Annotated in this window: 1 protein-coding gene; it reads right to left on the bottom strand. The window is 30.8% G+C overall.

Annotated elements, in window-relative coordinates; genetic code table 11:
• Positions 1 to 442, bottom strand: a 442-nt coding sequence (locus tag B3P17_RS07160) for a hypothetical protein (protein WP_291104738.1), incomplete at its 3' end; no start/stop codon positions are given.
• Positions 443 to 468 lie beyond the last annotated feature (26 nt).

Raw genomic sequence — 468 nt, 5'->3', positions numbered from 1 at the left:
TTTTATCTCTATTTATTAAATATCTATATTTATTCTCCACCTCAGCCTCAGTGGAAACGAGCCTGCTAGCATCGGCTGCTATAAGAAGGGCCAATTCTGTATCTAAATCTTTTCTATCTGCAATAGAGTTATATCTGTTAGTAATATTTCCGTCATAATCAACAGACTTTGACTGGTAGTAATACCCCATGTACTTATATATTTCGGGAGAATACACCTTGAAAAAATCATCTTCTATGAGAATTATTTTTAATTTAATTAATTCCTGAAGAGCTTCTTGAAATATATCATTTTGATCTTCTAGGTTTGTTATATATTTTAAGTTACCAATAAGTCCTGCAAGATCATTCGGATCTGCTAATAGGCCAATAGCTAAAAACATATTTTTAGCAGTTATTGATAAATAATCAATAATCCTATCATACAAAAAGTTTTTAGCCATTTCCCCATGGAAAATCCAGTGTTAAT

Source organism: Dysgonomonas sp. UBA7630 (assembly GCF_002483985.1).
Taxonomy (GTDB): Bacteria; Bacteroidota; Bacteroidia; order Bacteroidales; family Dysgonomonadaceae; genus Dysgonomonas.
Note: the sequence above shows the minus strand (reverse complement) of the source record. Positions and strands in the feature narration are given on the sequence as shown.